The following is a 26,564-nucleotide window of genomic DNA, read 5'->3' on the forward strand; positions in this document are numbered from 1 at the left end:
GGCTCTCCCTTTGTCGGAGGAGGGGGCACCTCCATTCAATTGCTCCGCATTTTCGCCGATCCGCCGCCGGAGGTCACGCCGCAGGCGGCGAGGCCCGCCGCGACCGCGTCGGCGGTGAGGGCGCGGCGGGCGGGGCTGGCCAGCTCGCGCTCTTCGTCGCGATTGACTATCACGCCGGCCTCCAGCAGCACCGCGGGCAGGCGGGTGTATTTGAGCACCACCAGGTTGTCGTAGTAGTACACGCCATTCTGCTCGTCGGCCCAAGGCCGCCCGACGCCGTCGGCGCCCACGCTGTGGTGGGGCGTGGGGTGCAGGCCGGCCGCGCGCAGGGCCGCACCGATGGCGCTGGCGCAGGCGAGGCTGTGCGCCAGCTGCGGGTTGCGCCGCGACACGAAGAGCGAGAAGCCCGACGCGGATTCGGAGTGGGCCAGCTCGCGGCCGCGCCACACCCAGGGCTCGAGCATGTGGGCCTTCACCGAATCGTGATGCACCGACAGCAGGAAGCCGGCGCCGCCCTCCTCCGCCTCCCGCGGGCGGGCGTGCAGGTCGGCGAGCTCGCCCCGATGGCCGATCAGGCGCACCGCCGCGCCACCGGCAGCCAGCCGCGCGGCGATCACCGCGGCAAGCGAATGGTTGTACTCGAACTCCGGCACCCCGTAGGCGCTGGTGGCGCCGGGTTTGGCCAGAAAGTGGCCGACATCCACGGCCACCGTCGCCGCCCGGGCGCCCGTGGCCGCGACGGTGCAAAGCGCTGACGCCAGCGCAAGCTGCCGCAGCTTCATTCATCCACCTCCACCACCTGCACCGGCCGCCAGCCCCGCTGCGCGAGCAGATCGAGCAGGCCCGCCGGGCCGCCCAGGTGGCCGGCGCCCACCGCGATGAAAGGGCGCTGGCCGGGCTGCAGGCGAGCCGTGATCGCCTCGAGCATCTCGGCGTTGCGCTGGTCGAGCAGGTCGGTCAGCAGCGGGGCCATGCCGGGGCTGGCCATCTCGTCGCGCAGCAGGTGGTCGAGGGCGGCCGGGTCGCCCCGGCGCCAGGCGGCCAGCATCGCGGCAAAATATGGGCGGCCGGACTGCTGTTCGATGAGCTCGATCACCTCGATGAGGCTCGCCAGCTGCGCCGCGTCGCCCCCCGCCGACAGGGCGGCGATCTGCCGCTCGACGGTTTCGAGGGCCACCAGGGGCAGGCCCCGCGCCCGCGCCTCGGTGGCCAGCCACAGGTCGACGCCCTGCTCGGTGTGGAAACCCGCCAGCCGGGCGGCCTGCAGCGTCATCAGGGTGCCGAGCAGCCAGGGCTGCAGGCGCTGCGCCGAGGCGTCCGCCACCCCGACCGCCGCCAGCGCCGCGGCAAGGCGCGGGCGCAGCGCGGGCGGCAGGAGCTCATCCACCCGGCGCTCCGGCGGCAACATGCCGGCCCGGGCCAGCGCCGGCCCGAGGGACGGGTCGGCGGGGTCGAGCTCGAGGGCCAGCCCGTCGGCGGCGGCCAGGGCCTCGCGCACCGGCGCCGGCAGCGGGAAACAGCTTGCATCGCAGACATGGATGGTGCCGTAGAGCCAGCCGCGCAACGCGCCCCCGGCGTCCTTCAGCTCCCACAGGAACAACGGCCCGGCCGCCGCAGCCAGCCCGGCCCAGAGCGCCAGCGCCCATGCCACCAGCGCCGCCCGCAGCCCGGGCCCGAAACGCAACACCACCCCGATCCTCAACTTGCCCTCACCCGCTACAATGCGCCACCGTTAGAGACCCGCATCATGCCCCAAACCACCGCCCTCCCGCCCGCCATCCTGCTGATGGGGCCCACCGCCAGCGGCAAGACCGCCTGCGCGCTGGCCCTCGCCCGGGTGCTGCCGGTCGAGATCGTCAGCGTGGATTCCGCGCTGGTCTATCGCGACATGGACATCGGCACCGCCAAGCCGAGCCGCGACGAGCTGGCCGCCTGCCCCCACCACCTGATCGACATCGTGACGCCCGAAGAGGCGTATTCCGCCGCCCTCTTCTGCGCCGACGCGCGCCGGCTGATGGGCGAGATCACCGCCCGCGGCCGCATCCCGCTGCTGGTGGGCGGCACTATGCTGTATTACAAGGCGCTGCGCGAAGGGCTGTCGGAACTCCCCGAGGCCGACGCCATCCTGCGCCGCGAGATCGAGGACGCCGCGGCCCGCGACGGCTGGCCGGCACTCCACGCCGAGCTGGCCCGCCTCGACCCCGCCGCCGCCGCCCGCCTGCAGCCCCGCGACGCCCAGCGCATCCAGCGCGCCCTCGAGATCGTGCGCCTCACCGGCCAGCCGCTGGCCGCCAGCTACGCCCGCCGCGAGGCCGCCGCCGACACCCACCGCTACCTGCCGATCGCGCTCATGCCGGCCGATCGGAGCGTGCTCCATGCACGCATCGCCCGGCGCTTCGACGCGATGCTGCTGGCGGGTTTTGTGGATGAAGTGGCCGCGCTGCGCGACAAGTACCACCTGACGCCCGAGCTGCCGTCGATGCGCTGCGTGGGCTACCGCCAGGCGCTGGAATACCTGGACGGCGAGGTCAGCCTCGCCACCTTCCGCGACAAGGGCATCTTCGCCACCCGCCAGCTGGCCAAACGCCAGCTCACCTGGCAGCGCAACTTTCGCGACAACTGGACGGATCTGGCCGAGGTGGACAGCCTGGCCGCGGACGCCGAGGCGCAGGTGCGCGCCCTGGTGGAGGCCGCGCTCGGCTGAGTGCGGAGCGGGCAAGAGAATGCTGCGGCCCGCCGCACCAGGCATTCATCGATCTGCACAGGCGCCTCGTCGAGCGGCCGCCTGGAGATTGCTCGACAGACGCCGTCGCGGCCACCGCCAGCCCCCCGCGAGGGCCGCAGCCGGCGGCGCCCCGGTGGTAGAATTCCGGCCCGGTACTTCTGAGGTGACTCCCGATGGAATTTACAGAACAGCTTCGCGTTGAAGTCCAACGCTCCGTGGCAGCCTCCCTGGCCGAGGACATCGGCACCGGCGACCTCACCGCCCGCCTCGTGCAGGCCAACCGCATGGCCCGCGGCCGCGTGATCACCCGCGAGGACGCGATCCTGTGCGGCACCGCCTGGTTCGACGCCGCCTTCATGGCCCTCGAGCCCGACGCCTCGGTGATCTGGCACGCCCGCGACGGCGAGCGCATCAAGCCCGGCCAGCTGCTCTGTGAAATCGACGCCTCGGCCCGCGCCCTGCTCACCGCCGAGCGCACCGGCCTCAACTTCGTGCAGCTGCTGTCCGGCACCGCCACCATGACCGCCACCTACGTGCAGGCCGTGGCCGGCACCGGCGCCAAGATCGTCGACACCCGCAAGACCCTGCCCGGCCTGCGCCTGGCGCAGAAATACGCGGTGCGCGTCGGCGGTGGCACCAACCACCGCATCGGCCTCTACGACGGCATCCTGATCAAGGAAAACCACATCATCGCCGCCGGCAGCATCAAGGCGGTGATCGAAAACGCCCGCGCGATCGCCCCGTCGAACGTGTTCATCGAAGTCGAGGTCGAGAACCTCGGCCAGCTCGAAGAAGCCCTCGCCGCCGGCGCCAAAATGATCCTGCTCGACAACATGAGCCTCGACCAGATGCGCGAAGCCGTCGCCATCAACAAGGGCCGCGCCGAGCTCGAAGCCTCCGGCGGCGTCAACCTCGAGCGCGTGCGCGCCATCGCCGAAACCGGCGTCGACCGCATCTCGATCGGCAGCCTCACCAAGGACGTGCACGCCGTCGATCTCTCCCTGCGCCACGTGGAAGAGTAAGCCGGCCCACCGTACGGCCCCATCAGGCCCGGCCCGCGACCGGGCCTTTTCCTTTTTTCAGCAGCGTATTTACGGCTTACCGCCCATGAAGATCGAATTCGACGGCCCCGTCTCCAACGCCAACGCCGCCACCCTGACCCAGGTCATCGAGGCCCTGCTGGCGCGCATCCAGGCCCGCGACAGCGGGCTCGACCTGTCGCTGCTCAGCCGCATCATCGTCACCGACCAGCTCGCCGCCACCGAACAGCAGCTCGGCGCCACGCCGGTGGCCGGCGAACACCTGTCGCGCATCGTCGCCGACGGCGATGGCCTCGCCCTGCTCTTCGACGGCGCCCGCCTGTGGCAGACCCTCGAAGGCGACGGCGCCGAGATCGCCCGCCTGATCCACCACCTGCACAAAGAGTGCTGGCGCCTCCACGACGCCCGGCAGCCCCAGGCCGCCGCAGCCGACACGCCGCTGGCCCGCGCGCTGGCCCCGATCGTCGCCGCGATGTGGCAGGAATACCGCATCAACCGCCGCAGCGCCTGGTCGCTGCCGCCCGATTCCGACCTGCTCCTCAACCACCTGGCCGCCCTGCTGCAGGCCCTGCCCGGCGGCATGCAGGAGGAGATCACCCTGTACTTCGCCGACCAGGACCTCGACGGCCTGTTCGCCAAGAGCCTCGGCCGCATCGCCCACCTCATGCAGGCCGTCGCCCATGTGCAAGGCTACCTCGACGGCATGGGCCAGCCGCTGCAGGCGGTGAGCGGCGAGATGCACGAACTCGTCGCCGGCTCCTTTTTGTCGCCGATCTGGCTCACCACCGCCCAGCACCTCGCCGCCGGCCACGACATCGAGCCGGGCGAACTCGCCGACGTGCCCCTGCGCCGCGACATCCACAACGCCTTCGCCACCTTCGGCCTGCAACTGCGCGAGGAAGACGGCGACGTGTGGGTGGACGTGCAGCCCATCGCCCGGCCGGAGACGCTGCACTGAAGGGGTGATTGGCAGGAGCAGCCTGTAGGGGCCACTTGGGGCGACTTCAGTCGCCTTCCGCGCGTTGATCACAGGCACGCCGTTGGTTGGAGTCCTCGTGCGACTGAATTCGCCCCTTCATCGGCCCTACATCGCCCCTGTAAAGGCCGTCAGTAATGCGGCGGGATCTCGTCCCGCAGGTCGCGCGCCTCGGCGGACGGGGAGGCGGACTGCATCTGCTGGTAGAGCAGGCGGATCTGGCGCTGGAGGGCGTCGATCTGCTCCTGCTGGCGGTGCACCGTCATGTTGAGGGTGTCCACCAGGTCTTCGGTGAGGGCGAGCTTGATCTCGATTTCGGTGAGTCGGGATTCCATGGCGTGCGCCGTTGAAGTTTGAGAAGCGCGGATTGTTCCAGCCCGCGGCCCGGGCGCCAAGCGCGGCGTGCTCAGCGGATCACCAGGTGCTCGCCCTCGCGGGCCACCTGCATCGCAAAATCGAAGCGGTCCACGTGGGCGGCAAGCTCAAGGTCGGCCAGCGGCAGGTTGGGCCAGGTGCCGGCCACGAAGCGCCGGCCGAAGTCGGAATCGCGCACCCGGCGGGCGAAATCCTCCGCCGGCGCCGGCTCGCCGCGCAGCAGCGCCTCGATGTAGTCGGCGCAGGCCACGTCCTCGTCGCCGTCCCGGTCGACCCACTCGCCGGTGATCACGAAGCACACCTCGTCGGCCCCCGCCGCGCGGATCGCCGCGGCGGTGGCCCGGCCGCACACCAGGCTGGCGGCGTAGAGCTGGCGGGCGTCGCGGAAGCGCTGCAGCCCGCGCACGCCGGCCGCGGTGCTCATCACCACCCGGCGCCCGGCCAGCTCGGCCTCCAGCAGCGCGGCGGGCGAGTTGCCGTACTCGAAGCCTGGCGCCGGGTCGCCACCGGCGATCGCCCCCACCGACACCGTGTTGTCCAGCAAGCCAGCCAGCACGATGCCCGCCGAGACCCCCTCCACCGGGTAGATCGCCGCCGCACCCCGGTCCAGCGCCACCGCGGCGGTGGTGAAGGAACGCAGCACATCGATGACGACCACCGTGTCGTGGGCGGGGGGCTGGTTCTGCAGGCGATTGAGGAACAAGCGGGAGAATTTCATTATGGCCGGATTCGGAAAAATGAAGGGGTCAGCAGACGCGAAAATCGCCGGAGAGGCCCGCCGCTGCTTGGTTTGACGCCAGGGTGCGAGCCAGGTTCCAGCCGAACTTAGCCCGCTGCAGAGATCCGGGCAAGACGCAGCGCACCATAGCGGCCCGCCAATCGCCGGGCGAAAAATTGTCTTGACCGGGCGCTGGCGGGCGTCTAGCCTAGAAGCGTCCCAAGGGGGAGTAGCTCTTCGCCGCGGTGTCGTCAGTTCGGAAAAGTTGGCCCGTCCAGCCTTTCCCGGCACCCCGGGTAGTCGCCACAAGGCGGCTGCGAGCAAGACCTTTGCCGCGATGGCAGAGGTTTCCCCGTTCGGAAAAGCGGCCCTCTGTCCTCGCTGGACAAGGGCCGTTTCGTTTGCTGCTGCGGCCGCGCGAAACGGAAAGCTGATCCGACAAGGAGGACTCTTCAATGGAAACAATCGGTACGTGGTGGATGTGGGCGGGCTTCTTCGTCATCGTCCTGGCCATGCTGGCGGTGGACCTGTTCGCCACCGGCGGCGGCAAATCGCACAAGGTAGGCTTTCGCGAGGCGGCCGGCTGGTCGGCCGTGTGGGTGGGCGTGTCGCTGGGCTTTGCGGCGGCGCTGTGGTTCTACCTCGACGGCGCGATGGGGCGTGAAGTTGCCAACACCAAGGCGCTGGAGTTCCTAACCGGCTACCTGATCGAAAAATCCCTGGCGGTGGATAACGTTTTTGTGTGGCTGATGCTGTTCAGCTTCTTCGCGATCCCCCTCGAATTGCAGAAGCGCGTGCTGATCTACGGCGTGCTCGGCGCCATCGTGCTGCGCACGGTGATGATCTTTGCCGGCGTGTGGCTGATCACCCAGTTCCACTGGCTGCTCTACGTGTTCGGCGCCTTCCTGCTGATCACCGGCATCAAGATGTGGTGGTTTGCCGACGCCCAGCCCGACCTCGCCAGCAACCCGGTGATCCGCTGGATCCGCAAGCACATGAACGTGAGCGACGAGCTCCACGGCGAGCGCTTCTTCATCACCCGCGAGGTGGCCGGCAAGGCGGTGCGCTACGTGACGCCGCTGTTCCTGGTGCTGGTGCTGGTGGAGCTCTCCGACGTGATCTTCGCGGTCGATTCGATCCCGGCCATCTTCGCGATCACCACCGACCCGTTCATCGTGTTGACCTCCAACATCTTCGCGATCCTTGGCCTGCGGGCGATGTATTTCATGCTGGCCGGCATGGCCGACCGCTTCTCGCTGCTCAAGTACGGCCTGGCGCTGGTGCTGGTCTTCATTGGCACCAAGATGCTGCTGATCGACATCTACCCGATCCCGGTGCCGTTCTCGCTGGGCGTGGTGGCGGTGATCATCACCACCTCCATCGTGCTGTCCCTGCGCCGCGACGCCCGCCAGCGCGCCACCGAGCCCGTCAGGCAGAACTGAACTCGGCGGCCCGTCCCTCGACGCCCCCGGGGCGTCGGGGGATAATGGCGGGTTGTACAAGCTGCCGTCCGAGCAGCCCGCCCGCCATCGGGCACCCCCTGGAGAGTACCGGCATGATCCACACCCGCAAGCAGCTCGAACTCCTGGCCCCGGCCAAGAACGCCGACATCGGCATCGAGGCCATCAACCACGGCGCCGACGCCATCTACATCGGCGGGCCAGCCTTCGGCGCCCGGGCCAATGCCGAGAACACCGTCGCCGACATCGAGCGCCTGGCCCGCCACGCGCACCGCTTCGGCGCGCGGGTCTTCGTGACCTGCAACACCATTCTGTTCGACGAGGAGGTGGCCGCGGCCGAGCGCCTGATCCGCCAGCTCCACGAGGCCGGCGCCGACGCACTGATCGTCCAGGACATGGGCATCCTCGAGCTCGACCTGCCGCCGATCCAGCTCCACGCCAGCACCCAGACCGACATCCGCCACCCCGAAAAAGCCCGCTTCCTTCAAGACGTCGGCTTCTCGCAGATCGTGCTGGCGCGCGAGATGACCCTCACCGAAATCCGCAAGGTCGCCGCGGCCACCGACTGCACGCTGGAGTTTTTCATCCACGGCGCGCTATGCGTGGCCTTTTCCGGCCAGTGCTACATCAGCCACGCCCACACCGGCCGCAGCGCCAACCGGGGCGAATGCTCCCAGGCCTGCCGCCTGCCCTACGACCTCACCGATAAAGACGGCAACCTGGTGGCCAGCAACCAGCACCTGCTGTCGATGAAGGACAACAACCAGAGCGCCAACCTGCGCGCCCTGGCCGACGCTGGCATCAGCAGCTTCAAGATCGAAGGCCGCTATAAAGACATGGCCTACGTCAAGAACATCACCGCCCACTACCGCCTGCTCCTCGACGAGATCATGGCGGACACGCCCGAATACTCGCGCACCTCCGCCGGGCGCAGCACCTTCCTGTTCCAGCCGCTGGCCGACAAGACCTTCAACCGCGGCGCCACCGACTACTTTGTCAACGGCCGCACCGCCGACATCGGCGCCTTCGACTCACCCAAGTTCGTCGGCGAACCGGTGGGCAGCGTGATCCGCGTCGACGGCAAGCAGCGCCGCCACTTCGACCTCACCAGCGCCGTCGAGCTGCACAACGGCGACGGCCTCAGCTTCTACGACCGCAAGGGCGAGCTGGTCGGCCTGCGGGTCAACCGCGCCGAGAAGATCGGCGAAGATTTCCGCGTGCACACCGCCGATGCCGTCCCCGCCGAGCTCTTCCCCGGCAGCGGCGTCTTCCGCAACCACGACCACGAGTTCGAGCGCATGCTCGAAAAGAAATCCGCCGAGCGCCGCATCGCCGTGGATGTGCTGCTCACCGAGACCCCCGACGGCTTCGCCCTCACCCTCACCGACGAGACCGGCAGCTCGGCCCGCGCCGAGCTGCCCCACGGCAAGGAGCCCGCCAAGGACGCCGAGCGCGCCCTCGCCGGCCTGCGTGACAGCGTCGCCAAGCTGGGCGCCACCATTTTCAGCGCCCGCGACGTGCAAGTGCAGCTCACCCAGGCCTGGTTCCTGCCGGCCGGCGTGGTCAACGCGCTGCGCCGCGACGCCGCCGACAAGCTCGAAGCCGCCCGCATCGACGCGCTCCCGCCGCTGCCTCGCCGCGCCGCCGTCGAGCCGCCGGTGCCCTACCCCGAAACCGAGCTCAGCTACCTCGCCAACGTGCTCAACCAGAAGGCGCGCGATTTTTACCACCGCCACGGCGTGCAGCTCATCGAGGCCGCCTACGAGGCCAACGAGCACACCGACGACGCCTCGCTGATGATCACCAAGCACTGCCTGCGCTACAGCTTCAACCTGTGCCCGAAAGAGGTGAAAGGCATCAAGCCCGACCCGATGACGCTGATCAACGGCAAGGAACAGCTCACCCTCAAGTTCGACTGCAAGCGCTGCGAGATGCACGTCATCGGCCGCATCCGCAAGTCGGTGCTCGACATGCCGGCGGTGCCGATCCAGTTCCACGCCAGCCGGCCGGCCACCTTCCAGGCACCGCACTAAGCCCATCCTCCCCATGAAGATCGCCCTCGCCATCATCGTCGCCGCCCTCGCCATCCTGCTCGGGCCGGTGGTCTGGCAGTTCGCCCACTACCAGCCCCAGGACGTGCCCACCAGCGGCCTGCCCTGGCAGATCGAGACCCTGCCCGGTGGCGAGGCGCAGGTCTTCGGCCTCACCCTCGGCAAGAGCACCCTCGCCGACGCCCGCGCCCGCTTCGGCCCCGAGATGCAGCTGGCCGTCATCGCCGAACCCGACGAGCGCGGCAACGTGGAAGGCTATTACGAAGGCGTCACCGCCGGCTTCGTGGCCGGCAAGCTGATCGTCACCGCCGACCTCCCGCCCGAGGCCATCGACGGCATGCGTGAGCGCGCCCCAAAAACCCAGTACATGCAGAGCACCACCCGCCGGGCCACCCTCGCCCCGGCCGACGAGGCCGCCGCCCTCGCCGCCCCGATCCGTGGCCTGGCCTTCATCCCCAGCGCCCAGCTCGACGAGGCGGTGATCCTCGAACGCTTCGGCCAGCCCGCCGAACGCATCCGCGTGAACGATCACCAGGAGCACCTGCTCTACCCCGCCAAGGGCCTCGACCTCGTCTTCGACAGCAAGGGCCGCGAGCTGCTGCAATACGTGGCCCCGGCCCGCTTCGACGCCCTGCGCGCGCCGCTCCAGGCCCAGGCGGCCGCCAGCAAGCCCGGCACGCCCTGATGCCCTCCGGGGCCTGAAGCATGGCCAGCCAGCCCGTCGAACGCCGCCGCTGCCTCAGCTGCAACCGCTGGGCCGGCGCCCGCACGCTGGGCCCCGAACCCGAAACCGTGGCCTACGACGAAGACAACGACCGCGGCGACTGCCAGGACGGCCCCTGGCACGGCACCAGCCGCCGCGGCCCGCGCAACGCCTGCGGCCAGTGGATACGCTGGATCGCCCTCGGCCCCGCCCCCGACGACGCAAAATGACCGACACCCCGCCCGAGTTCCTCATCGCCTGCCTGTGCGCCGCCTGGTGCGGCACCTGCCGCGACTACCGCGCCGGCTTCGACGCCCTCGCCGCCCGCTTCCCCGAGGCCCGCTTCCTGTGGCTGGACGTGGAGGACGACGCCGAGCTGCTCGACGACTACGAGGTCGAAACCTTCCCGACCCTGCTCATCCAGCGCCACGAAACCGTGCTCTTCTTCGGCACGATGCTGCCCCACCACGACCTGCTCCAGCGCACCCTCGAGAGCTTCCACGCCCAGACCCCCGACGAGAGCCGGCACTACGCCCACGCCGACAGCCTGCGCCGCAGCTGGCAAAATGAGCGCAACCTGCGCCGGGCGCTGGCCGAACGCAGCGAGCCGGGCGCCCACTAACCCGCCGCCCCCCAGAAAACCACACCACCGGAGACACCCATGGACGACTGCATCTTCTGCCGCCTCGTGCGCGGCGAGCTGCCCATCTCGAAGATCGCCGAAGACGAGCACACCCTCTCCTTCCTCAACATCGTGGCGGCCCACCCGGGCCACGGCCTGGTCATCGTCAAGCCCCACGTCGAGAACATCTACAGCCTCGACGACACCCTCGCCGCGGCCGTCTTCCAGGCCACCGCCCGGCTGGCGCGGGCCGTCAAGGCAGCCACCGGCTGCGACGGCGTGACGCTCTTCCAGGCCAACGAAGTGGCCGGCGGGCAGACCGTCTTCCACTTCCACATCCACGTCCTGCCCCGCTACAAGGGCGACGAGCTGCTGCCCTTCTGGCCTGCCACCGCCCCCAATCGCGAGGCCCTCGACGCGATGGCCGCCCGCCTGCGCGACGTCCTCTGACCCCGCCCTGCATGCTCCCCTACCTCAGCCCGGAAGCCCCCTTCGCGATCCTGCTGATGCTGGCCGCGGCGGCGATGATCTTCAAGCCGCTACGCGCCTGGCGCCGCTCGCTGGTGAACACCGGCGTGTTCTTTGCCGCCTGCCTCGTCGGCGACCTGCTGGCCGGGCTGCTCGACGGCCTGCTGGCGCCCACCGCGCTGCGCTGGCTGCGCGAGCTCGCCGTGTTCGGCGAAGGCCTGGCGGTCATCCGCTACGCCGGGCTGGCCCTCTTCGAGGTCGTGCTGCCGCGCCTGCGCATGCACATCTCGGGCATCCTCGCCGACATCCTGGTGATCGTCGGCTACATCGCGTGGGGCTTTTTGCGGCTCAACCTGGCCGGCGTCGAATTCACCCACCTGTTCGCCACCTCGGCGGTGCTCACCGCGGTGCTCGCCATCTCGATGCAGGACACCCTCGGCAACCTGCTGGGCGGCCTCGCGCTACAGATGGACAACTCCCTCGAGATCGGCGACTGGATCGAGATCGGCGACGTGTCGGGCAAGGTCAGCGACATCCAGTGGCGCTACACCGCCATCGTCACCCGCAACGGCGAGCGCGTGGTGATCCCCAACAGCCAGCTCATGAAGAACCGCTACGTGGTGGTGTGCAACCCGCGCCAAGCGGTGCCGCAACAGCGCCGGCTGATCGACTTCAATGTGGATCTCTCGGTGCCGCCGGCCCGCGTCACCCGCGCCGTGCTCGACGACATCCAGACCGCCCGCATCGCCAACGTCAGCCTCAGCCCGGCGCCCATCTGCCTGCTCCACGCCTTCGGCGACGGCTACGCCCAGTACCAGCTGCGCTACTGGCTGATCGACCCAGGCCCCGACGACATCACCGATTCCGACGTCCGCCACCATGTCCTCGCCTCCCTGCAGCGCGAAGGCATCCGCCTCGCGGTGGGCGACCAGACCATCCACCTGGTGCAGGAGAACAAGGCCCACCGCGAGGAGGTACGCAACCGCGAGCTCAAGCGCCGGGTCGGCGCCATCAGCCGCATCGACCTCTTCGCCCGGCTCTCCGAAGCCGAGCAGGAAGACCTCGCCCGCCGCCTCATCAACGCCCCGTTCGCCAGGGGTGACGTGCTGTTCCGCCAGGGCGACGTGGCCCACTGGCTCTATATCATCGCCAGCGGCGAGGCCGAGGCCTGGTGGACGCCCCCCGACGGCGGGCCTCAGCGCCTCATCGACACCCGCGGCCCCGGCAACGTGTTCGGCGAGCTCGGCCTGATGACCGGCGCCCCGCGCCGCTCCACCGTCGTCGCGATCACCGACGTCGAAGCCTACCGCCTCGACAAGGCCAGCCTCGAACACATTCTGCGCGCCCGCCCCGAACTCGCCGAGGGCATATCGGTGATCCTCGAAAAACGCCGCCTGCGCTTTGCCGCCCTCGAACAGGGCCACGCCGACGGCAGCCTCGACCAACGCAGCTCAGTGCGCGCCGACGCCAGCGCCCTCGGCAAAAAGATCCGAGAATTCTTCGGCCTGTAGTCGCCTTACCGCCCGCCTCCGGAACCCCCAATGCCCGACACCACAGCCCTGCTCCCCGCCCTCGACGCCGCCCTCCAGGCCCGCCGTGACCTCATCACCCGCCTCGCCGCCGAACAGACCGACGCCTACCGCCTCTTCCACGGCACCGTCGAAGGCAAGCCCGGCCTAACCGTCGACCGCTACGGCAGCCTGATTCTGGTGCAGAGCTTCCACGGCGCCCTCGCCCCGGCCCAGCTCGACGCGCTGCAAGCCTTCTACGCCAGCGCCTTCCCGGGGCTCGACCTGGTTTACAACGACCGCAGCCCCAGCAACTCCCGCATCGCCAACCCACTCCCGGCCGACCAGCTGCCCGCGGCCGAGAGCCGCCGGGAATTCACCGAGATGGGCGTCAGATATTGGGTCCAGGCCCGCCACGGGGGGCAGGACCCGTGGCTCTTCCTCGACCTGCGCGCCGCCCGCCGCCGCGTCATGGCCGAAGCGCCGGGCAAGTCGCTGCTCAACGTGTTCGCCTACACCTGCGGTGTGGGCATCGCCGCCGCCAAGGCCGGCGCGCGGCATGTGGTCAACGTGGATTTTGCCGAATCCAGCCTGGCCGTCGGCAAGGACAACGCCAAGCTCAACGAGCTCCCGATCCGCGTGCGCTTCATCAAGAGCGACGCCTTCGCCGCGCTGCGCCAGCTCTCCGGCATCGGCCAGCCCAAGCTCGTGCGCGGCAAGCGCATGCCCCCGTTTCCCGAACTCGAAAAGCACAGCTTCGACCTGGTCTTCCTCGACCCGCCGCGCTACGCCAAGAGCGCCTTCGGCGTCGTCGACCTGGTCCACGACTACCCGGCGCTGTTCAAGCCCGCCCTGCTCTCCACCGCCGAGGGCGGCACCCTGGTGTGCTGCAACAACGTCGCCCAGGTCGACCGCCAGGCCTGGGCCGACGCCCTCGAACGCAGCGCGAAAAAAGCCGGCCGGACGATCCGCGAGATGGAATGGATCACCCCCGAGGAAGACTTCCCCAGCCCCGACGGCAACCCGCCCCTCAAGACCCTGCTGCTGAGGGTGTGAGCCCCACCAACGCCACCGCCCGGTGGCGTTTTGCTTTGGATTGCAGCCTCAAACCGGGCCACAAAAAGAAAAACGGTGAAGCCCGAAAGCCTCGCCGCTTTGACACCCCCGCCCCTGACAAGGGGATGGCTGGGGAGGGACATGCGACCGGCGTGCCCCTCGCCCGCCTCACTCCGCCGGCGGCACCTCATCCGGGGCCGCGTTGTCCACCTCACCGGCCGCCTTCGCAGCAGCCTTGGCCGCCACCTCGGCCGCGTGGGCTTCCATCATCGCCTGGCGGGTCGTCGGGGTTTCGAGGCTGACCCGGCCGAGGGCGCCGTCACGGTAATCCTGCAGCAGCACCAGCGAGGCCTTCTCGATGTCGAGCCCGCCGCCCTTGACAAGGCAGCCACGCCGGCGGGCAACCGCCTCGACGAGCGCCGGGCCATCGAGGCCGGCAACGTCAATCTTGTAGCGCGCCGCCACCAGCGCCGGGTAGCGCGCGAGGAGCAGCCCGCCCAGAAAGTTGGCCACCGCCTCGTCGATCACCGCATTGCGGCCGATGGCGTGGCTGGCCGCCAGCATGTAGCCGTCGGAGTCGTGTTCGATCTTCGGCCACATCATGCCCGGCGTGTCGATCAGCGACGCGGTGGGCGACAGGTCGATGGCCTGCTGGCTCTTGGTGACGGCCGGCTCATCACCCACCTTGGCGACGCGCTTCTTGAGCAGCGCGTTCATCAGCGTGGATTTGCCCACGTTGGGGATGCCCATGATCATCATCCGCAGCGGCTTCAGGCGGTCGTTGCGGTGGGGCGCCAGCGGGCGGCACAGGCCGACCACCTTGGCCACGTCACCGGGCTTCTTGCACGACAGGGCCACCGCAGTGACGCCCTTCTGGGCGTTGTAATAGGCCAGCCACTGGGCGGTGACGGCCGGGTCAGCCAGGTCGGCCTTGTTGAGGATCTTCAGGCAGGGCCGCTGGCGATGCAGGCGCAGCTCGCGGATCATCGGGTTGCTGCTCGCCTCGGGCAGGCGCGCGTCGAGCACCTCGATGACGACGTCGATCCTTTCCATGCTCTCCGCCGCCTTCTTGCGGGCGGAAGTCATGTGACCGGGAAACCACTGGATGGACATGGGCGTGCGTTGAATCAATGAAAGCGCGACATTATCAGGGCAAAATGGCAGCCCTCGAAGGAATCCGCCGAAAAGGCCCGCAACATGAACCACGAAGAAGTCATCGCCGCCACCCGCGAGTGGATCGAAAAGGCCGTCATCGGCCTCAACCTGTGCCCCTTCGCCAAGTCGGTGTATGTAAAGAACCAGGTCCGCATCGTGGTGAGCAGCGCCCGCCACATCGACGGCTTCCTCGAAGACCTCGACCGCGAGCTCGACCACCTGGCCGAGGTCGATCCCGAAGTCACCGACACCACGCTGCTGATCCACCCCACGCTGTTCCCCGACTTCCTCGACTTCAACGACGTGCACCAGATCGCCGACGAAGCCGTGGCCGAGCACGAGCTGGAGGGCGTGATCCAGATCGCCAGCTTCCACCCCGACTACCAGTTCGAGGGCACCGAGCCGGACGACATCACCAACTACACCAACCGCGCGCCCTTCCCCACCCTGCACCTGATCCGCGAAGAGAGCCTCGACCGGGCCGTCGAAGCCTTCCCCGAGGCCGAGATGATCTACGAGCGCAACATGGAAACCCTGAAGAAGCTCGGCCTCGCCGGCTGGCTGGCCCTCGGCCTCCACACCCCCAAGCGCGGCACGAGCGACGATGGCCAAGCGTAAGCCCGCCGCGGCCGCACCGGCCGGCACGCCGGCCGCGCACCCCGAGCTCCGGCCCGGCCAATCCGTCGAGCTGCTCAAAGCGCTACACATCCTCACCCGCGACGGCCAGCTCAACCAGGACAGCCGGCGCAAGCTCAAGCAGGTCTATCACCTGTATCAGTTCATCGAGCCGCTGCTTGCCGAGGTGCTCGCTGGCCGCGGCGACGTCAGCCTGGCCGACCACGGCGCCGGCAAGTCCTACCTCGGCTTCATCCTCTACGACCTGTTCCTGAAGGCGCGGGAGGTGGGCACCGTGTACGGCATCGAGACCCGCCGCGAGCTGGTCGAGCACTCCCGCGAGCTCGCCGGCCGGCTGGGTTTCGGGCGCATGAACTTCCTCGATGTGTCGGTCGAGGAATCCACCCGCTCCGACGCGCTGCCCGAGCGCATCGACGTGGTCACCGCGCTGCACGCCTGCAACACCGCCACCGACGACGCGATCCAGTTTGCGCTCGCCAAACAGGCGCAGTTCGTGGTGCTGGTGCCTTGCTGCCAGGCCGAGGTCGCCAGCGTGCTGCGCAAGAACAAGAATGCCAGCTTCGGCCTCACGCCGCTGTCCGAGATCTGGCGCCACCCCATCCACACCCGCGAATTCGGCAGCCAGCTCACCAACGCGCTGCGCTGCCTGCAGCTCGAAGCCCACGGCTACCAGCTTACGGTGACCGAGCTGGTGGGCTGGGAACACTCGATGAAAAACGAGCTGATCATCGCCCGCCGCACCGGAACGCCGCGCAAGAACGCCATGGAGCGCATCGAGGCGATCCTCACCGAGCTCAACCTGTCTGAATTGCGGAGCCGCTTCGCGTGCTGACCACCGGCCTCGCCACCGTCGCCCTCGGCGTGCTCGCCCTCGCCCCGCGCCTGCCGCGCCTGGCCCGGCGCTACGACGCCGCGGCGCTGGCGCCGATCGACGGCACGCCCGCCGAGGCCGCCGACTCACCCCTGCGCCACCGGCTCGACGCCTGGGTGGCCAAGGGCGCCGGCCACGGCGCGACGCTGCTGCCCTGGTCGCGGCCGGCGGTGCCGACACCGCTCGCCATCGCCTTCACGCCGGCCAGCCACGCCCGCGCCGTGCACCACTTCGGCTACCGCCTGGCCGGCTACCACCAGCTCACCCGGCGCAGCCGCGTCGGCGGCATCATCTACCGGCTTGGCGTGCAGCTGCGGCCACTGGCGTGGTTTCTGCCCCGCCGCGCCGACGAACCCTGGGACGACGCCTGGCTCGCCCGCGCCGACGAGGCCCGGCTGGATGCCCTGAGCCGCTGGCTGCCACGCCGCCCGACCCTGATCGTCCTCGAAGGCGAAGCCGCCGACAGCGCCGGCCGCGTGGCCCAGGCGCTCGCCCACGCCGCGCAGCACGGAGATCAGCCGGTGCGCCTGCTGGTCCTCGGCAAGAGGCCGGCCGATACCCCCTCCGGCGTCCCGCTCACGCCGCTCTAAGCTTGCGCTGCGCTGGCCCTGCCCGCTCCGCTCAGCGGATGGGCGGATAGCCGCGCATCTGCGCCGAGCGGGTTTCGTCGACCGGCTTGGCGGGCCGCGGCGGCGGCGGAGCGGGATGCGGATGATGCGGCACCAACGGGCCTGGGCGGATCACCAGCAAACGCTGGGATTCCTCCTGGGCCGCCTGCCGCTGGGCTTCCCGCTGGGCCCGGCGCTGCTGCTCGGCCTCGGCGGCCTGCTCCATCTCGACCCGCCGACGCCGCTCGGCCGCCTCGCTGGCCTGACGCGTTTCGATGCGGTTCACGTCCTGCACCATCTGCTCGGCCCGTCGGCGCGCCTCGGCCTGATCCCGCACACTCGGCGGCGGCAGCGTATTCACCCGCGATCCCTCACTGCCAGCCCCGCAGGGCCCGTCGGTGTAAGTCACCCGACCGTCGGCCCCCACGCACTTATTGACCGCCCAGGCCTGCCCGCCAGACGCCATGAGGCACCAGACCGCAAACACGAAACCCACCCCACGACTCCCGCGCATCCAAGCTCTCCCACCCAGCCACCCGAAAACCCCATTCAACCTTAGGCCGACGACGCACAAAATGCGAGACGCCCCTTGAAACACGAAGACGCGGCAGCTGACCAACCCGCCCTCGCACCGTTAGACCGCCCTGAAAAGCCGTCCCGACACCACCGGCCCTGCAAGGTGTTGTATTCCCGCCGCGCCCCGTCGTGAAATTTTGCGTTTTCCACAACTAAGACACATGCAACACCAGAACGGCGCGCTAATCTAGATCAAACGATCCGACACAGCTGAGCTCAGCCCTCGAAGACGTCCGAACGAAGCCCATCTGCCCGCCCCCGGGCACCGGCTTCGCGCATCATAAAACTCCACCCCGGATACCAATCATGTTGACGAACAAACCGATTCTCGACACCACCGATTACCTTCTCAAGGCCCAGACCCTCCCCCTCGAAATGGCGAGCTATGCGGCGACCATCTGGTTTTCCTGGATGTTCAAACCGTGGTCGGGGTTCGATTCGAATCGTAGCAAGTAAGACGCACCCGCCGGGCCCTGGCTTCGGGCCTCGGCGGAAAAGCAAAAAGCCCTGACGAATCAGGGCTTTTTGCTTGAAGCTTGGGGCGACATACCGGGATCGAACCGGTGACACCTGGAATCACAATCCAGTGCTCTACCAACTGAGCTAATGCCGCCATTGAGGGCTGCCGACTCGCGTCGCCAACCCGATAAACCTGTATCAAGAGCCTGCCCGACAGGAATCGAACCTGTAACCCCCGGCTTAGAAGGCCGGTGCTCTATCCAGTTGAGCTACGGGCAGATATCGATTGCCGCGGGCACCGGAGCGAAGCTTTGGTCGGGGTGGAGAGATTCGAACTCCCGACATCTTGCTCCCAAAGCAAGCGCGCTACCGGACTGCGCTACACCCCGAGAGGCGCGAATAATACAGACCCTCCCCGCGCCCGTCAAACATCTTGGAAATTTTTTCGAAAGGCTGCAGGAAGCCGCTCCGGCGCAAGATAATCTGCCTGCATCCGTGTAAAGCCGCATGAATGCGGCCCATTCATAACGTCATAAACTCCGTTCATCGCAGATAATATCGCGCGATGCTTCCTGCCCGACCAACCACGCCCCGCCTCCCCATGCGCGCCCTGCCCCTGCTGCTGGCAGGCAGCGGCATCTTCGCGCCTGCCGCGATGGCCGCCGAAATCGTCGGTAGCGGCGGCGCCTTCACGGTGCCTGGCCTGCTGCTGGCGGGCGGCGGGCTCCTGGCCGGGCTGCTGGTCGGCCGCCTGGCCGCCCGCAAGCCGCCCCCCGCCCCGGCTCCGCCCCCGCCGCCCGAGCAAGCTGCCCCTCCGTGGCTGGACTTCGTCGAGATCTCCGGCGACTGGCTGTGGGAGCTCGATGCCGACCACCGCTTCATCGCCATCCCCGGCGCACCGGCGGCCCCGAGCATCGCCCCCGCCGACGCCCTCGGCCGCGCCTGGGAAGAAGTCATCCTGCCCGAGGTGCCGGCCGATTTCGCCCAGGCCCACCGGGACACCCTCGCCCGCCACGGCCCCATCACGGTCACCCTCACCCGCCGCAGCCAGAGCGGCGAGCTGCGCTACCTCGAAATGCGCGGCCGCCCCGTGTTTGATGCCGGCGGGCATTTCCAGGGCTACCGGGGCATCGGCCGCGAGGTCACCGACCAGGCGCGCCTCGGCGCCGAACTCGAACGCAACGAGGAGCGCATCCACGCGCTCATCGCCTATAGCAACGACGGCTACTGGGAACAGGACGCCGACCTCCGCTACACCGCCATCTCGGCCAGCTCCGGCCACCTCTCCGACCTGGGCGCCGAAGACAGCATCGGCACACGGCGCTGGGAGCTGCCGGGCGAATCCCCCGACGAGGCGCCGTGGGCCGAACACATCGCCCACCTCAAGCAGATCGAGCCCTTCTCCAACCTCGTCTTCTGCCGCCACGACCGCGCCGGCCGGGTCGTCTGGCTGTCCGAAAGCGGGATCCCGGTGTTCGACCGCAACGGCGTCTTTGCCGGCTATTGCGGCACGACCCGCAATATCACCGCCGACGTCGAGGCCCGCGACCAGCTGCAGGAGAACGAAGCCCTCTTCCGCGCCCTGTTCGACGGCGCACCGGCCTGCGTCGGGCGCATCTCCGCCGACGACCGCTGGCTCGAGGTAAACGACGCGCTGGCCCACCTGCTCGGCCGCCCCGCCGAGCAGATCGCCGGGCAGCCGGTCGACACTTTCCTCGACACCGACGCGGCCGAAGCCGGCAAGGCCCTGCGCGCGCGCTGCCTGGCCGGCGAAACCCGGCATTTCACCCGGGAAGCGAGCTATCACGGCGCCGACGGCCAGACCCTGTGGTGCCGCGAATCGGCCCGGCTGATCCCGGGTGACGACGACACACCGCCCTTCTTCGCCGTCGCCATCGAGGACATCTCCGCCCTGCGCAACACCCTCGACACCCGGCGCGCGGGCGAAGAGCGCTACCGGCTGCTGTTCGAACTCTCGCCCGAGGCGACCCTCGTGTGCATCAACGGGCGCGTCCATCTCACCAACGAGGCGAGCCGCCGCCTTTTCGGCGCAAACGACGGCCGCGCCCTCGACGGCGTCGAGATACTCTCGCTGGTGCATCCCGACGACCGGGCCCTGGAGGCTGCGCGGCTCGAGGAGTTCGCCGCCAGCCCGCAGGCCATCCTCGCGCCGCTGCCGCTGCGCTACCAGCGCCTCGACGGCGAGCCGATCAACGCCGAAGCCACCGGCGTGCGCATCCACTTCGACGGCCAGCCGGCCATGCTTTATGTAATGCGCGACGTGGCCCGCTGGCTGTCGGCCGAGCAGGTGCTGCGGGAGAGCCGCGCGATGTACCGCGACGTGGTCGAGTCGGTCAATGAGATCCTGTTCCAGACCGACACCGGCGGGCACGTCACCTTCCTCAACCGCGCCTGGGGGCACACCACCGGCTTCGACGCCCGTCTGACCATCGGCCAGAGCCTCCTCGACTTCGTCTCCGAAGAAGACCGCATCCGCGTCGACCAGCGGCTGCGCGGCATCCGCGAGGGCTACGAGGACATCGCCCAGTTCGAGTTCCGGCTGCGCACCCACTCCAACGGCCCGCGCTGGGTCGAGGCCACCATCCGCCCGCTGCGCGACACCTACGACCACGTGGTCGGCAGCTCCGGCACCCTCGACGACATCACCGCCCGCAAGGAGGCCGAGCAATCCCAGCGCGACCTCAACCGCGAGCTCGAAGCCCGCGTGCGGGTGCGCACCGCCGAGCTCGAGGCCTCCAACCGCGAGCTCGAAGCCTTCTCGTATTCCGTCTCCCACGACCTGCGCGCGCCGCTCCGGGCCATCGACGGCTTCGCCCAGATCGTCTCCGAAGACTACGCCCCGCGCCTCGACGAGACCGGCCGCGAATACCTCCAGCGCATCCGCATCGCCACCCAGCGCATGGCCCGCCTCATCGACGACCTCATCGACCTGGCCCGCCTGACCCGCCAGACCATGAAGCGCGAGGAGGTCAACCTCAGCCAGATCGTCGACCAGATCCTCACCGAGCTGCGCCAGGAAGACCCGGCCCGGCACATCGAAGCCCACGTCGAGCCCAACCTGATCGCCGCCGCCGACCGGGCGCTGATCCGCGTGGCCCTCGAGAACCTGCTCCGTAACGCCTGGAAGTTCACCAGCCGCCGCGACGTGGCGCAGATCCAGTTCCACGCCGAGATGCGCGAGCGGCAGATCGTTTATTGCGTCACCGACAACGGTGCCGGCTTCGACATGAGCTTCGCCTCCAAGCTCTTCCTGCCCTTCCACCGGCTGCACGGCATCAGCGAATTCGCCGGCACCGGCATTGGCCTGGCCACCGTGCAGCGCGTCATCCAGCGCCACGAGGGCCGGGTGTGGGCCGAATCGGCCCCCGAGAAGGGCGCCAGCTTCTACTTCACCCTCAGCCACTAAGAGCCCCCAGGGCCGGGCTTCGCCCAGCCCGCCCCCCGAGGGGGACACGGAAACTTGGGGCGGCCCTGCGTTTCCTTGCGAACCCCCAGGGCCGGGCCTCGCCCAGCCCGCCCCGGAGGGTGTCGTACACCAGCACAGCACGCCGGCAACACGGGGTCGGGAATTCGCGGGCTTTGATCTATGTCACAACTTATGTTGTGCATCGCAATAAATGCGCATTTCTACCAATGCTAATGTCTGGCCATGCGGGGTAAAATTTCACCCCGGACTGCACGCTTGCTTAAGGGCGGCGGGCGCAGGCCGATAGGCATGAGAATCGCATTCACCGGGCATCCATCATGAACGAACAGCACTACCTCACCCCCCTCTTCGAGCCACGCTCCGTCGCCATCATTGGCGCCACCGAACGGGAGGGGTCCCTCGGCTCCGTCGTCGTCCGCAACATGCTGGAGGCCGGCTTCAAGGGCAAGCTGTTCGCCGTCAATCCCAAATACGAGCAAGTGCTCGGCGTCCCCTGCTACCGCAGCGTCGAGGACATCCCGCACCGCCTCGACCTCGCCATCATCACCACCAAGGCCGACCGCGTACCGGCCATCGTCGACGCCTGCGGCCGGGCCGGCACCAAGGCTGTCGTCATCATCCCCGCCGGCTTCTCGGATGCCGGCCCGCGCGGCCGCATGCTCGAGAAGAACACCTACGAAAACGCCCGCCGCCACCGCATCCGCCTGCTCGGCCCCAGCTGCCTAGGCGTGCTGCGCCCCGAGCTCGGCCTCAACGCCAGCTTCGCCCACGGCGGCGCGAGCAAGGGTTCCATCGGCCTCATCTCCCAGTCCGGCGCCCTCTGCTCGGCGATCCTCGACTGGGCCAAGCCCAACAACGTCGGCTTCTCGTCGGTGGTCTCGCTGGGCACCTCGGTGGACATCGACTTCGGTGAAGTCCTCGAGTACATGGTGTCCGACTCCCGCACCGAGAGCATCTTCCTGTACGTCGAGGGCATCAAGGACGCGCGCCGCTTCGTCAGCGCGCTGCGCGCTGCCGCCCGGGTCAAGCCGGTGCTGCTGATCAAGGTCGGCCGCCACCCGGTCGGCTCCCACGCCGCCCACATGCACTCCGGGGCGATGGTCGGCGAAGACGCGGTCTTCGATGCCGCCCTGCGCCGCGCCGGCGTGATCCGCCTCTACAACCTGGGCCAGCTGTTCGCCGCGGCCAACGCGCTGTTCTCCCATTTCCGCCCCCGCGGCAACCATCTGGCGATCATCACCAACGGTGGCGGGCCAGGCGTGATGGCAGCCGACCGCGCCGCCGACCTGCGCATCCCGTTGGCCAAACTCTCCGACGCGACCGTCACCAAGCTCAACGAATTCCTCCCGGTCAACTGGTCCCACGGCAACCCCATCGACATCATCGGCGACGCCGACCCTGAGCGTTACCGCAAGACCCTCGAAGTGGTGCTCGCCGACGAGAACGTCGAAGGCGTGCTCACGATGCTCTGCCCGCAGGCCATGAGCTCATCCACCGAGGTCGCCCAGCAGATCATCGAGATCGAGCGCGGCGCCGACAAGCCGCTGTTCACCTGCTGGATGGGTGAAGAGCAGGTCCGCGAAGGCCGCCAGCTCTTCGAAAAGGCCGGCATCCCCACCTTCCGCACCCCCGAGCCCGCCGTCGAACTCTTCGGCCACATCTCGGCCTACTACCGCAACCAGAAGCTGCTGGTGCAGACACCCTCGTCGCTGTCGTCCGACCTCAACCCGCCATCGGTCGAGAGCGCCCGGCTGGTCATCGAAACCGCCCTCTCCGAGCGGCGCAAGAACCTCAACGAGATGGAATCCAAAGCCCTGCTGGCGGCCTTCCGGATCCCCATCGCCCAGACCGTCGTGGCCCGCTCGGCCACCGAGGCCATGGTGCTCGCCGAAGAGCTCGGCCTGCCGGTGGCCATGAAGATCGACTCCCCCTCGATCACCCACAAGGCCGACACCGGCGGCGTGCGCCTCAACCTCAACGGCCTCGCCGCGGTGCGCAGCGCCTACCAGGAGATCCTCGAGGACGTCAAACGCAAGCGCCCCGACGCCGTCATCAACGGCGTCGCCATCGAGCCGATGATCGTCAAGCCCTACGGCCGCGAACTCATGGTCGGCGCCTTCCGCGACCCCATCTTCGGGCCGGTGATCACCTTCGGTGAAGGCGGCGCCCACGTCGAGATCCAGGCCGACCGCGCCGTCGCCCTGCCGCCCCTCAACAACTACCTGGTGCAGGACCTCATCAAGTCCACCCGCATCGCGACCCTGCTCGGCGAATACCGCAACATGCCGCCGATCAACATGGAATCCCTCGAGTTCGTGCTGCTGCGCATCTCCGAGATGGTCTGCGAGCTGCCCTGGATCCGCGAGATCGACATCAACCCGCTGATCGTCGACGAGAAAGGCGCGGTGGCGGTCGACGCCCGCATCATCGTCGACAACATCGCCCCGACGGCCGACCGCTATGACCACATGGCGATCCACCCCTACCCGTCGCACCTCATCACCAAGCTGTCGATGCCCGAGGGCGAGATCACCGTGCGGCCGATCAAACCCGAGGACGCCGAGCTCGAGATCGAGTTCGTGCGCAAGCTCTCGCCCGAGACCAAGTACCTGCGCTTCATGAACACCATGCGCGAGCTGCCCCCCGCGATGGTCGCCCGCCTCACCCAGATCGACTACGACCGCGAGATGGCCTTCGTCGCCACCATGCCCGACGAAAAGGGCGACGAGGTCGAGATCGGCGTGTGCCGCTACGCGGTCAACCCCGACGGCGAGACCTGCGAGTTCGCCATCGTGGTGGCCGAAGACTGGCAGCACCGCGGCCTCGCCCGCCGGCTGATGGGCGTGCTCATCGAAACCGCCCGCAACCGCGGCCTCAACGCCATGACCGGCATCTTCCTGTCGAACAACGACCGCATGCTCAAGTTCGTCAGCAGCCTCGGCTTCGTGCTCACCAGCGACCCGGAAGACAACACCATCAAGCACGGCGTGCTGCCGCTGCAGGGCTGAGGCAGGGAGGCCCTCAGGGGCCTCGCCGCAACCAGCAGTACCATCGACCAAGGCGCGCCGGGGATTCCCCGGGGCGCCTTGGCGCATCATCGGGTTAAATACACGCATGACGACGGCTCCCGACAGCATCTCCCGTTGCGCCTGGTGCGGGCAGGACGCCCTCTACCAGGCCTACCACGACCGCGAATGGGGCGTGCCGCTCCACGACGACCGCTCACTCTTTGAACTGCTCACCCTCGAAGGCGCCCAGGCCGGCCTGTCGTGGATCACCGTGCTTCGAAAGCGCGACAACTACCGCGCCGCCTTCGCCGGCTTCGACCCCGCGCAGGTGGCCCGCTTCGGCCCCACCGACGAGGCCGCCCTCCTCACCAACCCGGGCATCGTCCGCAACCGCCTGAAAGTCGCCTCGACGATCACCAACGCCCGCGCCTTCCTCGCCATCCAGGCCGAGTTCGGCAGCTTCGATGCCTGGCTGTGGCGCTTCGTCGATGGCCGGCCGATCCACAACACCTGGGCCGATCTCAGCCAGGTGCCCGCCAGCACCCCGCTCTCCGACGCGCTCAGCAAGGCGCTCCGGAAGCGCGGCTTCCGCTTTGTCGGCAGCACCATCTGCTACGCCTTCATGCAGTCGGCGGGGCTGGTCAATGACCACCTCACCGGCTGCTTTCGCCACCTCGAGGTCGCTGGGCTATCATCGCCCGCCTGACAAACCCGCCTAGCCAAGCCCATGACCGCCCACATCGAAACCGCCGAACTCCACGGCCAGCCCGTCCTCAAGCTGCAGACGCCCGATGGCGCCGTCGCCCTCATCAGCCTGTTCGGGGCCCAGGTGCTGTCCTGGGTGCCCGCCGGCGGCGAAGATCGCCTCTACCTCAGCCCCGACGCAGTCTTCGACGGCGCCACGCCCATCCGCGGCGGCGTGCCGCTGTGCTTCCCCCAGTTCGCCGGCCGTGGCCCGCTGCCCAAGCACGGCTTCGCCCGCACCCGCCTGTGGGAAGTGAGCAACACCCGCGCCGGCAAGGACTTCGCCCTCGCCACCCTGCGCCTCGCCGACGACGAGGCCAGCCGCGCCCTGTGGCCCCACGCCTTCAGCGCCGAGATGAGCGTGTCGATCAGCGGCGACCGCCTCGACCTCGAGCTCGAAGTCGACAACACCGGCACCACGCCCTTCAGCTTCACGGCCGCGCTGCACACCTACCTCAAGGTCCGCGAGGTCGAGCACCTGCGCATCGAGGGCCTGCGCGGCCTCGACTACTGCGACAGCGCCGACGGCGACGCCATCAAGAAGGAAACCGGCGTCGGCGTGAGCATCGACGCCGAGGTGGATCGCATCTACCACAACGCCCCGCCGACCCTGCTGGTCCGCGAGGACAGCCGCGCGATGGGCATCCACAGCCAGAACTTCCCCGACGTGGTGGTGTGGAACCCCTGGGAAGACAAATGCGCCGCCCTGGCCGACATGCCGGCCGACGGCTTCCGCCGGATGCTGTGCGTCGAAGCCGCCGCCGTGCGCGAACCCGTCGAGCTCGCCCCCGGCGCCAGCTGGTGGGGCCGGCAATCGCTGGTGGCGATGTAAGCAGTCCCCCGCCCGGAGCGACGCGCCCCCGCTCGACGCGCACAACTCGTCAAAACCGTCCGGCAGCCACGTGGCGGCCACATAAAAACGGCGGAGCCCCCAACCCGGAAGCTCCGCCGCATCATGGCCCTGGGGGTAATCAGCCCCCGGAAATCCGCCCTAGTTGGTCACCGCGCGCACCGTGTCGGCCACGTTGCGGCCATTGACCCGCACCACTGCGATCAGGTGCCCCGAGGCATCCGTCTCGACCGGCTCGACGCTCAGGCTGCCGCCATCCAGGGCCCGCTGCAGGCGCTGGGTGGCGTGCTCGGAGGTCATGCCCGGCTCGCGCACGTCGAGGCCCTGCACCCGGATCTTGCGCCCCCCTTGATAAAAGGTTGCACCATCCATGGCATAGGCCCGCGCCGCGCCTCGGGCCGGGCGCTGGATCACCGCAGCAGGTGCCGCCAGCGGCGGCTGTGCCGGCGCGCTGACTGCCGGCGCAGGCGCAGGCGCCGGCGCCTGGGGTGCCGGAGCGGGTGCCGG

26 protein-coding genes and 3 tRNA genes are annotated in these 26,564 nt (G+C 69.0%); 19 read left to right on the forward strand and 10 right to left on the reverse strand.

Annotation, left to right across the window (positions count from 1 at the left end):
• Positions 1-35 precede the first annotated feature (35 nt).
• The gene (locus ZRA01_RS10715) at positions 36-782 is read right to left on the reverse strand and encodes an N-acetylmuramoyl-L-alanine amidase family protein (RefSeq protein ID WP_246093636.1); all 747 of its coding nucleotides are present in this window, start codon (positions 780-782) and stop codon (positions 36-38) included.
• A complete protein-coding gene (locus ZRA01_RS10720) occupies positions 779-1,687 on the reverse strand; it encodes a TraB/GumN family protein (RefSeq protein WP_170182945.1) in 909 nt (302 codons plus the stop codon). Before ZRA01_RS10720 ends, ZRA01_RS10715 begins: the two co-directional genes overlap by 4 nt.
• 60 nt (positions 1,688-1,747) lie before the next feature.
• Between ZRA01_RS10720 and miaA the strand changes: the two genes are divergently transcribed.
• The 3 genes from miaA to ZRA01_RS10735 all read left to right on the forward strand — a co-directional run bounded on the left by miaA (position 1,748) and on the right by ZRA01_RS10735 (position 4,723).
• Complete coding sequence (miaA, locus tag ZRA01_RS10725) at positions 1,748-2,704, forward strand: tRNA (adenosine(37)-N6)-dimethylallyltransferase MiaA (RefSeq protein ID WP_141352002.1); 957 nt, start codon at positions 1,748-1,750, stop codon at positions 2,702-2,704.
• A gap of 194 nt (positions 2,705-2,898) precedes the next feature.
• Positions 2,899-3,747, forward strand: a complete 849-nt coding sequence (nadC, locus tag ZRA01_RS10730) for a carboxylating nicotinate-nucleotide diphosphorylase (RefSeq protein WP_141352004.1) — start codon at positions 2,899-2,901, stop codon at positions 3,745-3,747.
• 85 nt (positions 3,748-3,832) lie between these two features.
• On the forward strand, positions 3,833-4,723 hold the full coding sequence (locus ZRA01_RS10735; RefSeq protein ID WP_141352006.1) for a hypothetical protein: 891 nt from the start codon (positions 3,833-3,835) through the stop codon (positions 4,721-4,723).
• A 149-nt stretch (positions 4,724-4,872) separates the two neighbouring features.
• On the opposite strand, the gene ZRA01_RS10740 is transcribed toward ZRA01_RS10735, so the two are convergent.
• Complete coding sequence (locus ZRA01_RS10740; RefSeq protein ID WP_141352008.1) at positions 4,873-5,076, reverse strand: SlyX family protein; 204 nt, start codon at positions 5,074-5,076, stop codon at positions 4,873-4,875.
• A 71-nt stretch (positions 5,077-5,147) separates the two neighbouring features.
• Positions 5,148-5,834 carry a 2-phosphosulfolactate phosphatase gene (locus tag ZRA01_RS10745; protein WP_141352010.1) on the reverse strand — a complete coding sequence of 229 codons (687 nt, stop codon included), beginning with the start codon at positions 5,832-5,834 and terminating at the stop codon, positions 5,148-5,150.
• A 455-nt stretch (positions 5,835-6,289) separates the two neighbouring features.
• Here ZRA01_RS10745 and ZRA01_RS10750 point away from each other — a divergent pair, with 455 nt between their 5' ends.
• The 8 genes from ZRA01_RS10750 to ZRA01_RS10785 all read left to right on the forward strand — a co-directional run bounded on the left by ZRA01_RS10750 (position 6,290) and on the right by ZRA01_RS10785 (position 13,702).
• On the forward strand, positions 6,290-7,276 hold the full coding sequence (locus ZRA01_RS10750) for a TerC family protein (protein WP_141352012.1): 987 nt from the start codon (positions 6,290-6,292) through the stop codon (positions 7,274-7,276).
• A 113-nt stretch (positions 7,277-7,389) separates the two neighbouring features.
• Entirely contained in the window at positions 7,390-9,327 is a 1,938-nt protein-coding gene (locus ZRA01_RS10755) for a peptidase U32 family protein (protein WP_141352014.1), read from the forward strand.
• A gap of 13 nt (positions 9,328-9,340) precedes the next feature.
• The gene (locus ZRA01_RS10760) at positions 9,341-10,030 is read left to right on the forward strand and encodes a hypothetical protein (RefSeq protein WP_141352016.1); all 690 of its coding nucleotides are present in this window, start codon (positions 9,341-9,343) and stop codon (positions 10,028-10,030) included.
• A gap of 20 nt (positions 10,031-10,050) precedes the next feature.
• Positions 10,051-10,278, forward strand: coding sequence for a hypothetical protein (locus ZRA01_RS10765; protein ID WP_141352018.1), 228 nt, complete (start codon positions 10,051-10,053; stop codon positions 10,276-10,278).
• On the forward strand, positions 10,275-10,670 hold the full coding sequence (locus tag ZRA01_RS10770) for a thioredoxin family protein (RefSeq protein ID WP_141352020.1): 396 nt from the start codon (positions 10,275-10,277) through the stop codon (positions 10,668-10,670). Before ZRA01_RS10765 ends, ZRA01_RS10770 begins: the two co-directional genes overlap by 4 nt.
• Before the next feature lie 39 nt (positions 10,671-10,709).
• Positions 10,710-11,120 carry an HIT family protein gene (locus tag ZRA01_RS10775; protein WP_141352022.1) on the forward strand — a complete coding sequence of 137 codons (411 nt, stop codon included), beginning with the start codon at positions 10,710-10,712 and terminating at the stop codon, positions 11,118-11,120.
• Positions 11,121-11,131: 11 nt separating this feature from the next.
• A complete protein-coding gene (locus ZRA01_RS10780; protein WP_141352024.1) occupies positions 11,132-12,649 on the forward strand; it encodes a mechanosensitive ion channel family protein in 1,518 nt (505 codons plus the stop codon).
• Between the two features lie 30 nt (positions 12,650-12,679).
• The gene (locus tag ZRA01_RS10785) at positions 12,680-13,702 is read left to right on the forward strand and encodes a class I SAM-dependent rRNA methyltransferase (protein WP_141352026.1); all 1,023 of its coding nucleotides are present in this window, start codon (positions 12,680-12,682) and stop codon (positions 13,700-13,702) included.
• Positions 13,703-13,870: 168 nt separating this feature from the next.
• Here ZRA01_RS10785 and ylqF read toward each other — a convergent pair whose 3' ends face one another.
• Positions 13,871-14,815, reverse strand: a complete 945-nt coding sequence (ylqF, locus tag ZRA01_RS10790) for a ribosome biogenesis GTPase YlqF (protein ID WP_141352028.1) — start codon at positions 14,813-14,815, stop codon at positions 13,871-13,873.
• A gap of 84 nt (positions 14,816-14,899) precedes the next feature.
• Between ylqF and ZRA01_RS10795 the strand changes: the two genes are divergently transcribed.
• The 3 genes from ZRA01_RS10795 to ZRA01_RS10805 are packed head-to-tail and all read left to right on the forward strand — an operon-like array spanning position 14,900 to position 16,954.
• Positions 14,900-15,475, forward strand: coding sequence for a DUF1415 domain-containing protein (locus ZRA01_RS10795; RefSeq protein ID WP_141352030.1), 576 nt, complete (start codon positions 14,900-14,902; stop codon positions 15,473-15,475).
• Positions 15,462-16,325, forward strand: a complete 864-nt coding sequence (locus tag ZRA01_RS10800) for a class I SAM-dependent methyltransferase (RefSeq protein ID WP_141352032.1) — start codon at positions 15,462-15,464, stop codon at positions 16,323-16,325. Before ZRA01_RS10795 ends, ZRA01_RS10800 begins: the two co-directional genes overlap by 14 nt.
• Positions 16,319-16,954 carry a hypothetical protein gene (locus ZRA01_RS10805; RefSeq protein ID WP_141352034.1) on the forward strand — a complete coding sequence of 212 codons (636 nt, stop codon included), beginning with the start codon at positions 16,319-16,321 and terminating at the stop codon, positions 16,952-16,954. The genes ZRA01_RS10800 and ZRA01_RS10805 overlap by 7 nt, the downstream gene beginning before the upstream one ends.
• Positions 16,955-16,985: 31 nt before the next feature.
• On the opposite strand, the gene ZRA01_RS10810 is transcribed toward ZRA01_RS10805, so the two are convergent.
• On the reverse strand, positions 16,986-17,486 hold the full coding sequence (locus ZRA01_RS10810) for a DUF4124 domain-containing protein (RefSeq protein ID WP_141352036.1): 501 nt from the start codon (positions 17,484-17,486) through the stop codon (positions 16,986-16,988).
• A 368-nt stretch (positions 17,487-17,854) separates the two neighbouring features.
• Here ZRA01_RS10810 and ZRA01_RS20535 point away from each other — a divergent pair, with 368 nt between their 5' ends.
• On the forward strand, positions 17,855-18,004 hold the full coding sequence (locus tag ZRA01_RS20535) for a hypothetical protein (RefSeq protein ID WP_170182946.1): 150 nt from the start codon (positions 17,855-17,857) through the stop codon (positions 18,002-18,004).
• Positions 18,005-18,085: 81 nt separating this feature from the next.
• On the opposite strand, the gene ZRA01_RS10815 is transcribed toward ZRA01_RS20535, so the two are convergent.
• The 3 genes from ZRA01_RS10815 to ZRA01_RS10825 form a co-directional block, all read right to left on the reverse strand.
• Positions 18,086-18,161, reverse strand: a tRNA-His gene (locus tag ZRA01_RS10815).
• Between the two features lie 51 nt (positions 18,162-18,212).
• Positions 18,213-18,286, reverse strand: a tRNA-Arg gene (locus ZRA01_RS10820).
• A 33-nt stretch (positions 18,287-18,319) separates the two neighbouring features.
• A tRNA-Pro gene (locus tag ZRA01_RS10825) sits at positions 18,320-18,396 on the reverse strand.
• A 212-nt stretch (positions 18,397-18,608) separates the two neighbouring features.
• Between ZRA01_RS10825 and ZRA01_RS10830 the strand changes: the two genes are divergently transcribed.
• The 4 genes from ZRA01_RS10830 to ZRA01_RS10845 all read left to right on the forward strand — a co-directional run bounded on the left by ZRA01_RS10830 (position 18,609) and on the right by ZRA01_RS10845 (position 26,039).
• Positions 18,609-21,434 (forward strand): PAS domain-containing sensor histidine kinase, encoded by a 2,826-nt coding sequence (locus tag ZRA01_RS10830; protein WP_170182947.1) that lies wholly within the window; start codon positions 18,609-18,611, stop codon positions 21,432-21,434.
• A gap of 338 nt (positions 21,435-21,772) precedes the next feature.
• Positions 21,773-24,463 (forward strand): bifunctional acetate--CoA ligase family protein/GNAT family N-acetyltransferase, encoded by a 2,691-nt coding sequence (locus tag ZRA01_RS10835; protein ID WP_141352040.1) that lies wholly within the window; start codon positions 21,773-21,775, stop codon positions 24,461-24,463.
• Between the two features lie 106 nt (positions 24,464-24,569).
• Positions 24,570-25,169, forward strand: coding sequence for a DNA-3-methyladenine glycosylase I (locus ZRA01_RS10840; protein WP_141352042.1), 600 nt, complete (start codon positions 24,570-24,572; stop codon positions 25,167-25,169).
• 21 nt (positions 25,170-25,190) lie between these two features.
• The gene (locus tag ZRA01_RS10845) at positions 25,191-26,039 is read left to right on the forward strand and encodes a D-hexose-6-phosphate mutarotase (protein ID WP_141352044.1); all 849 of its coding nucleotides are present in this window, start codon (positions 25,191-25,193) and stop codon (positions 26,037-26,039) included.
• A 159-nt stretch (positions 26,040-26,198) separates the two neighbouring features.
• Here ZRA01_RS10845 and ZRA01_RS10850 read toward each other — a convergent pair.
• Positions 26,199-26,564, reverse strand: a 366-nt coding sequence (locus ZRA01_RS10850) for a hypothetical protein (protein ID WP_141352046.1), incomplete at its 5' end; no start/stop codon positions are given.

The sequence above is a fragment of the Zoogloea ramigera genome (genome assembly GCF_006539865.1).
Taxonomy (GTDB): domain Bacteria; phylum Pseudomonadota; class Gammaproteobacteria; order Burkholderiales; family Rhodocyclaceae; genus Zoogloea; species Zoogloea ramigera.